The organism is Planktotalea sp. (genome assembly GCF_049680325.1).
Taxonomy (GTDB): Bacteria; Pseudomonadota; Alphaproteobacteria; order Rhodobacterales; family Rhodobacteraceae; genus Planktotalea.
The window spans coordinates 1-7915 of the sequence record NZ_JBAUHO010000207.1 but is presented as its reverse complement, the minus strand read 5'-3'; the positions used below and the strand labels follow the sequence as shown (position 1 = coordinate 7915).

General features: G+C 55.5%; 8 protein-coding genes and 1 pseudogene. 2 read left to right on the top strand and 7 right to left on the bottom strand.

Features of this window, described 5'->3' with window-relative positions:
- The 4 genes from WBC85_RS09405 to WBC85_RS09390 form a co-directional block, all read right to left on the bottom strand.
- The coding region (locus WBC85_RS09405; protein WP_424435804.1) for a multidrug effflux MFS transporter at nt 1–1213 on the bottom strand (1213 nt) is incomplete at its 3' end.
- Nucleotides 1210–1527 (bottom strand): potassium channel family protein, encoded by a 318-nt coding sequence (locus WBC85_RS09400; RefSeq protein ID WP_424435801.1) that lies wholly within the window; start codon nt 1525–1527, stop codon nt 1210–1212. The genes WBC85_RS09400 and WBC85_RS09405, both read right to left, overlap by 4 nt.
- Nucleotides 1524–2168 (bottom strand): DsbA family oxidoreductase, encoded by a 645-nt coding sequence (locus WBC85_RS09395; RefSeq protein WP_424435798.1) that lies wholly within the window; start codon nt 2166–2168, stop codon nt 1524–1526. The genes WBC85_RS09400 and WBC85_RS09395 overlap by 4 nt, the downstream gene beginning before the upstream one ends.
- Nucleotides 2155–3669 carry a class I adenylate-forming enzyme family protein gene (locus WBC85_RS09390; protein ID WP_424435795.1) on the bottom strand — a complete coding sequence of 505 codons (1515 nt, stop codon included), beginning with the start codon at nt 3667–3669 and terminating at the stop codon, nt 2155–2157. Before WBC85_RS09390 ends, WBC85_RS09395 begins: the two co-directional genes overlap by 14 nt.
- Before the next feature lie 64 nt (nt 3670–3733).
- On the opposite strand from WBC85_RS09390, the gene WBC85_RS09385 reads away from it, so the two are divergent.
- Nucleotides 3734–4357 (top strand): helix-turn-helix domain-containing protein, encoded by a 624-nt coding sequence (locus WBC85_RS09385; RefSeq protein WP_424435791.1) that lies wholly within the window; start codon nt 3734–3736, stop codon nt 4355–4357.
- 9 nt (nt 4358–4366) lie between these two features.
- Here the strand turns inward: WBC85_RS09385 and WBC85_RS09380 are convergent, their stop codons facing one another.
- Nucleotides 4367–4609 carry a hypothetical protein gene (locus WBC85_RS09380; RefSeq protein WP_424435788.1) on the bottom strand — a complete coding sequence of 81 codons (243 nt, stop codon included), beginning with the start codon at nt 4607–4609 and terminating at the stop codon, nt 4367–4369.
- A gap of 85 nt (nt 4610–4694) precedes the next feature.
- Nucleotides 4695–6515: an extracellular solute-binding protein gene (locus tag WBC85_RS09375; protein ID WP_424435785.1), complete on the bottom strand. Its 1821-nt coding sequence runs from the start codon at nt 6513–6515 to the stop codon at nt 4695–4697.
- A gap of 329 nt (nt 6516–6844) precedes the next feature.
- Here WBC85_RS09375 and WBC85_RS09370 point away from each other — a divergent pair, with 329 nt between their 5' ends.
- Nucleotides 6845–7618, top strand: a complete 774-nt coding sequence (locus WBC85_RS09370; RefSeq protein WP_424435782.1) for a 3-hydroxybutyrate dehydrogenase — start codon at nt 6845–6847, stop codon at nt 7616–7618.
- Nucleotides 7619–7702: 84 nt separating this feature from the next.
- Here WBC85_RS09370 and WBC85_RS09365 read toward each other — a convergent pair.
- Nucleotides 7703–7915, bottom strand: a pseudogene (locus WBC85_RS09365) (branched-chain amino acid ABC transporter permease); the annotation flags it as partial.

Here is a 7915-nt window from a genome sequence, read left to right as displayed (position 1 = left end):
CTTTTCGCATCTCGTAGCGGCGCAGCCATAGCATCAGGGCGCTCGAAAGTGCACAAAACACGATGCCAGCAGCCGCAAGCGGCGCGGGCGTTCCGGCGAACATCAAACCGACAGGAATAGCGAAAATCGTTCCGATGATTGTCGCAAGTCCGCTGAGGATAGAGGCGGCCAGTCCGGCGATATGCCCGACTGGTTCCATCGCAAGCGCGCTAAGATTTCCAAAGGTCATGCCTGCCAGAAAGAAGACAGAGGTTTGAAACACCAAAAAGAGTACGAAATATATGGTATCCTGGGGCGGCCATTGGCTAAGGGCGAGCATGGCGACACAGATCACAATCATGACCGTATAGCTTACCGTAACCACATTGCGCATGCCAAAACGGCCGACAATATGTGCGTTCAACAGCGACGCGCTACCGGCGATCAGCGAGATCAGGCCAAACCAGTAGGGAAAACTCTCTGCGCGATCAAATGTGACGTCGTAGATCGGATGCACCATCGAAAGCATCCCAAACAAGAGCGCAAATGTCATTGCTTGGCAGAAGATCGAAACAAAGACCCTTCGATAGGTAAACAGCTCTTTCGTTGCGGTTATCAAAGCCGCAACTTTGAAGGGGCGGCGGTTTTCAGGTGCCAGCGTTTCGGGCAAACGCGCATACATCCAAATCATCGAAATGGCTGAAAAGCACATGAAAGCCACGAAGATGCCGCGCCAGTCGGACATGGCGATAATACCTGTGCCCATCAGTGGGCCGATGGCGGGAACCAGTGTGAAGACCATCATAATAAGGGACATGATGCGCGCCATTTCGCGGCCCGAAAACAGATCGCGGATAACTGCCATCGACACAATACGCGGACCCGATGCGCCAAGGCCCTGCAACATACGGGCCGCAAGCAAGATTTCCAACGTCGGCGCGCGCCATGCGATGAAGGCACCAAGGCAGTACAGCAAGGCGCCGATAAACATAACGCTGCGGCGGCCAAATCTGTCGGACAACGGGCCGGTGAAGAAGGTCCCAATGCCCATGCCAAGCACAAAACTCGTCAGGACAAGTTGAACCTTGTTGGGATCACTCGGGCTAAGCTCTGCTGCGATTTCGGGAAGACCCGGCAGCATTGAATCAATCGAAAAGGCAACCGTCGCGGAAAGCATGGCAGCAAAGGCGATGAATTCAACCGTGCCCATGCGCATGGCGACAGGCCGGGTCATGTTTCGTCACTTTTTGCTAGGTCTTCTCTTTTCTTGACGCGGCGCACGCGGCGGCGCAACGCGCTGTCACCGACATGCTGTATCGCAAGCGCGAACACGCCGATGCCAAGGAAGATCATAATCGTTGTGCCGATTTTGCCGATGGCGGTCACGGGAACCAAACTTCCATATCCGACGGTCGAAAGGGTTACGACGGTAAAGAAATAGCTATCCAGATAGCTCCAACCTTCAACAAAGTGGAAAAATACGGTTCCGCAGGCAATCAGGACCGCAAGCAGACCGAGGATCGACAGTGTGAGCCGTGCGTGGCTCATTCCTGCGTGGCCAGTTGGGTTTTGATGTCGGCAATCACGCTGCGCCAGACCTCGACGGGCTGCGCGCCCGGAACGGCGTGTTGACCTGCGACAATGAATGTTGGCACTGAATTCACGCCCATTTTGCGAAACGAGGCATCTTTTTCGCGAATTCCGTCCAAATCTTCTTCGGTAGCAAGCAGGCGCATCACCAAGGCGGCGTCCATTCCTGTGCTATCGGCAATATCGGCCAGCACTTCAGTATCACCAATGTCGCGGCCTTCTTTGAAATAGGCGCGGAAGAGGGCGGAAACGAGCATGGATTGACGCTGCTCGATGCCAGCCCAATGGATCAAACGATGCGCATTGAGCGTGTTCGGTGTGCGTTTGATAGCGCCCAGGTCCAGCTCCAGACCCACATCGCGCGCGTGCTGATCGATTTGACCATAGACTTTGACCGCTTGCTCTTTGCCGCCGAACTTGCCTTCAAGATAAGCGCGCCGATCCATGCCATCGCGTGGCATATCAGGATTCAACTGGAACGGATGCCATTCGATTTCAAAGGGATGTTCCGGCTCAGCTTCAAGCGCGCGATCAAGCAGGGTCTTGCCGATGTAGCACCAAGGGCAAATCGGATCGGAGATAATATCAAGCTTGACCATATTGGGCCTCTATCTGGCTGCGCAAAACGCGGCGCAGCAGCTTGCCATTGGCGCTGGTGGGAAGCGTGTCGCTGTGATGATAAATTCGAGGCTGCTTGTAACGCGCAAGGCGTTGAGTTGCCAGTGCTTGCAAGGTGCTTTCCTGCACATCGCTTTGGGCCGAATAGCACAGGGCGATCACTTGCACACCTTGCTTGAGCGTCACCTCTATGGCCGCGCAATGCTCAATACCGTGAACGCCTTGGAAAACGCTTTCCACTTCAATCGGGGACAGCCGAAATCCGCCCGCATTCATCATATCATCGCCGCGCCCTTCAAAATGAATGGCGCCCGTTTCATCCTGTCGGCCAAGATCGCCCGTCACAAACCAATCGCCCTGAAAGCGCGCTTTGGTTTCCTCGGGTGCGCCAAAGTAGCCAAGCATCAGGCCTGCATCGCTTTTGTGAACCGCGATTGTTCCGATCTTGCCTTGCGCGACGGGGGCACCATATTCATCAAGCAGTGCCGTTTTGCGCCCCGCTTGCGCGCGCCCCAATGCAGAGCGGTCAACCGGGCTGGTTGGGCTCGAAGAAATGAAAGTCGAGCATTCGGACATGCCGAAAGCCTCATAGGCGCGCAAACCTGTGCTTTGCTGCCAATCCTCATGTAGGGCCGCTGGCATTTTTTCACCAGCGCTCAACGCGTGGCGCAAGGCGGGTAGTTCAGGCAAATCGCAGCGCAGCAGCTTGCGAAATACACCGGGTGCCGCGGCAAACAGGCTTGCGCGATGCGCCACCAACAGTTCGGGCAAGGCTTCGGGCGCGGTTCCATCTTCGGGGATAAGGGCCGTCGCGCCTATGGTCCAAGGGTCCATCAGCCCTGTGCCAAGCGTAAAAGTCCAGTTGAAAGCCCCTGCGTGCAGCAGGCGGTCGTTCTCATGCAGATCATACCAGCCTTCATGCATCATCCTGCGCGCCCAAATCGCGCGATGTGCATGGATCACGCCGCGCGGTGTGCCCGAGGTGCCAGAAGTGAAAACAATATAGGCGGGACGCTCGGGATCGCCCAAATGCCAAGGGGCGGGAGGAAGATCATAAAACCTGCGCAGGGTTTCCAAAGGGATAGTGCGCGCATCATCCAGGTCTGGCGCAGCAAGCCCGCTGTCTTGCAAGACAGCAGCAGGCCGGATGCCCTGAGCCATCTTGGTGATTTCAGGTTTTGTAAGAGCGGAGGACGTCGGCACGGCTATCATGCCAGCGGCAATTGCGCCGAGATAGGCAATTGGAAAATCTGCAGTGTTTCCAAGGCGTAAAAGCACAATGTCGCCAGATGTTAACCCCGCGTCCAGCAGGCCACTGGCAACGCCGCGCACGGCCCGCGTCAAACGCGCATAGCTCCAGATTTGAGGATTGTCGCCAAGCACTTCAAGCGCGGTTTTTTCCGGCGCGCGTGCTCCGGCCGCCAAAACATAAGCGGCAAGGTTGAAGGGCGCAGGGCAGGGCGTTTGAAGATCAATCGACATGGCAAATCGGTAGCCCGTTGATACGCCCGATTGCAAGCGTCTCGGCTGCGGCTTATAGAGCCTTATGAGCAAAAGCCCCAATTCCCTGATCCGCATTGCCCGTGAAACAGGCGCGCAGGATACGCCAGAGCCGCTTGATCTGGGCACGCGCGTGCGCGAGCTGCGCAAACGTCAGGGCTGGACACTGGAAACAGCGGCGCGCCAAGCCGGGCTTGCGCGCTCGACCCTGTCCAAGATCGAGAACGGGCAGATGTCCCCGACCTATGACGCGCTCAAAAAGCTGGCGGAAGGGTTGCAGATTTCTGTGCCCCAGTTATTCACCGCGCCGCAGCGCGAACAGATCATTGGGCGCATGGCCGTCACAAAGTCAGGCGAGGGCGCGGCCCATGCGACCGTAACCTATGAGCATGAATTGCTTGCCGAAACCCTGAGCAAAAAACAGATGCTTCCGTACCGCGCACGCGTGCGGGCACGCAAATTCGAAGAGTTTGACGGTTGGGTGCGCCATGACGGCGAAGAATTCCTTTATGTTCTAACGGGTGTCATCAGCCTGATTACCGAGTTTTATGAACCCGTCGAAATGCGTCGCGGCGATAGTGCCTATTACGATGCCTCGATGGGGCACAACGTCATTTCCGTCAGCGACGAAGACGCCACCATTCTTTGGGTTACATCACTTAGCGATTAAGCCGCGCAACTAAGCCACGTCATGTCTGCGGATATCGGCCGTGTCGCGCGCAAGTCCCTGAACAAACAGAAAATCATCCAGCGCCTCACGTGCTTCGCCGACTGTCAAATCATGGCTTTTGGCAAGCACACGGCTCATCGCGCTGGGTCCGTCCTTGGATGCGCCAAGTGCGCCTGCATCTGCATGGGGAAATCGGCGCGCCAATGCGCGAAGATGTTTGTTCCAATTGCTTATCAGTTCCGTCCAGGTCATGCGCGCCTCCGTTCGCAAGTTCCTGTTCACTGTTTCAGGCAATTCTTACTTTTAAGTTACAGGGCCGCACTTAATTGCTCGCCAATCACTTTTCTTCCCACCACCAGACTTCTGGTAAAAACCCGATCCAATCCCCGTAAATCGGCAAAGTATCAGGGAATGTCAGTTCTTTGGCATGAGCGACATTGCTATAAGGCCACTGATAGAGCGGGATAAAGTAGCGCCCTGACATCAAAATGCGATCCAGCGCGCGCGTTGCTGCGATAAAGTCTTCCTGACTGCCAGCGCCAAGGATTTTGTCGACCATAGCCTCGGCGGCGGGGACATTCATTCCCATCCAGTTGCGGCGCCCGGGCGTGTCAACGCCCTCGCTGCCCCAATACAGAAGCTGTTCGTTCCCCGGGCTCAGTGAAAGCCCGATACGGTAGTAGGTCATATCGAAATCATAGCTCGCCGTGCGTTCGGCATATTGCGCATCGTCTGTCGTGGAAATGCGGGCATCAATTCCAAGGCGCTCCAACGCTTTGGTAAAGATATCCATAATCGCCTGATTTTCCTGATTGCCCTGACTCAAGAGCACCGAAAATGACAGTTGCTTGCCATTCCCATCCACCATCTTGCCATCCTGAACGCTGTAACCGGCGTCTTGCAACAGCTTCATTGCAGCGCGGATGTTCTTGCGGTTGCGCGCGGATCCATCCGAGACTGGCAGCTCATACCCATCAATCGCACCAGGGAGCAGATCGTCCTTAAAGGGGGCCAACAACTCGGCCACTTTCCCGCTGGCAGGGCCTTGTTTCAATCCGAGGATCGAGTTGGAAAAATAAGAGTTGATCCGCGGCTGGCGCCCACCCGTCAGGGTGTCGTTGACGAATTCGAAATTGAATGCGTGGATCATAGCATCGCGCACGCGCCAGTCATCAAAGGGCGCATGGCGGGTGTTCATAACGAAACCCGTCATACCTGTCGGGCGTTGGTGCGGGATCGCGGATTTGACGACATCGCCGCGCTGCACGGCGGGAAAGTCATACTGGCTTGCCCATTTCTCGGCGTTATTCTCGCGCCGCATATTAAGTTCGCCCGCTTTGAAGGCCTCGAACAAAACCGCGCTGTCGCCGTAATATTCCATACGGATTTCATCAAGGTTCATCGTGCCTCTGCGAAACGGCAGATCCTTGCCCCAATACTCGGGATTGCGGCGCAGGGTGACGGAACGGCCTGCGTCCACCTCTGCGATCACATAGGGCGAAGAAGCGATTGGAATATCTTCCAATGTGGATTGCGCGAAATCCTTTCCGTCCCATTGGGCCTTTTTCAGGATCGGGCGCATGCCAGCGATCAAGGCAAGCTCGCGGTTGTCCTCATTAAAGGCGATACGCACCTTGCGCTCGCCTGTGGCCTCTATCGAGGCAATCTTGCTCCAAAGTCCGCGGTACCGCGGATGACCGATCGTGCCGAGCGTTTCATAGGACCAGATCACATCCTCGACAGTTACGGGGCTGCCATCTGAGAACGCCGCCTCCGGGCGAAGGGTGAATTCGACCCATTCGCGATTCGGACCAGTTTCCACCGATTCGGCCAAAAGTCCGTAAAGCGCGAAGGGTTCGCCGTAGGAGCGTCCCATTAAACTTTCATAGGCAATTGATCGAAGCTGCCAGGGAACCGAGCCTTTGCGGATATGCGGGTTAAGCGAATCAAAGCTGCCGACTTCGCCAAAGCTGATCTTGCCGCCCTTGGGTGCATCGGGATTGGCGTAGGGTAGGGACACAAAGTCTGGTGGCAGCGCAGGTTCGCCATACATAGCTATGCCATGGGTTGGCTCTGCAACAACCTGTACGGGAAGCAGGGAGAGCGAAGAAACTAAGGCGATTGCGCACAACGCCCGCGCGAAAAACAGTGATCTCATTTCGTAAACAATCCCTTAAGTGCTTAGCCTGTGGATAAAAGTCGTAACGAGGCTTTCACAACTTATCAAACTTTTAGCTTGGAGAGTCAGCCGTTAACGCTTATAAAGACCTTACTGCTCGATAGGTTTCTTGCCTGTATGAAACCTGCCTCAATAACTTAACCCCAGCTTCGTGCTGGGGTTTTTTTTGTCTTGCGAACAGTTGCACCCTTTAGATGCGCGATAGAAAATTGACGGGCGTATCACTCTATTAGCCCTTATTTTGCACGCGCAGCATGTTATGTTGCTCGTAACAACGCAGTCGATGCATGGAAATGAAAAGGTAGCTTATGTCACTTAACGGGAAAACGGCGGTCATCACAGGATCAAATTCGGGAATCGGTTTGGGAATCGCCCGTGAAATGGCCCGCGCTGGTGCCGATATCGTGTTGAACTCGTTCACAGATCGCGAAGAAGACCATGCGCTTGCAGCCGAGATCGGCAAAGAATTCGGCATCTCTGCGCGCTATATTCAGGCGGATATGTCCAAAGGCGCGCAATGCCGTGCCTTGATCGAACAGGCCGGCGCCTGCGATATCCTGATTAATAACGCAGGCATCCAGCATGTCGCCCCGATTGACGAGTTCCCGATCGAAAAATGGGATGCGATTATTGCAATCAACATGTCCTCTACGTTTCACACGACGGCCGCCGCTTTGCCGATGATGCGCAAGGCAGGTTGGGGCAGGGTAATCAACATCGCATCTGCCCATGGCTTGACCGCCTCGCCCTATAAAGCGGCCTATGTCGCGGCCAAGCACGGTGTCGTGGGCATGACCAAGACCGTCGCGCTGGAAACTGCACAAGAGCCGATTACGGCCAACGCGATTTGCCCGGGTTATGTGCTGACCCCATTGGTCGAAGCACAAATCCCCGACACAATGCGCGAATACGATATGTCGCGCGAGGATGTTATCAAGAATGTGATGTTGACGCGCCAGCCCTCTAAAGAGTTTGCAACGGTCGAGCAGCTTGGCGGCACAGCTGTCTTTCTGGCGTCTGATGCGGCAGCGCAGATCACAGGCACGACGATCTCTGTAGATGGCGGTTGGACTGCGCTTTAAGCGACACGAAAGAGAAACGAAAAACGCCGGCCTTTCCGGGGCCGGCGTTTTGTTTTGAGTTTATTGGCAAAATGAAGTCGGGCGTTACTTTTCCGGGATCAATCCGCGCGGGCTGAACCTGAGGACCAGTAGCAGCACAAGTCCCATTGTCAGCAATCGCATATGCGCGGCGCTTTCCAGCAAATGGGCTCTGAGCGCATTTCCCTCGGCCATGCCTGATGTGACAATGCTCATCAACCAGTGGCCCAGCGGTTCCACCTGAATCCACAGATACCAGATTAGAAAACCGCCCAGGAC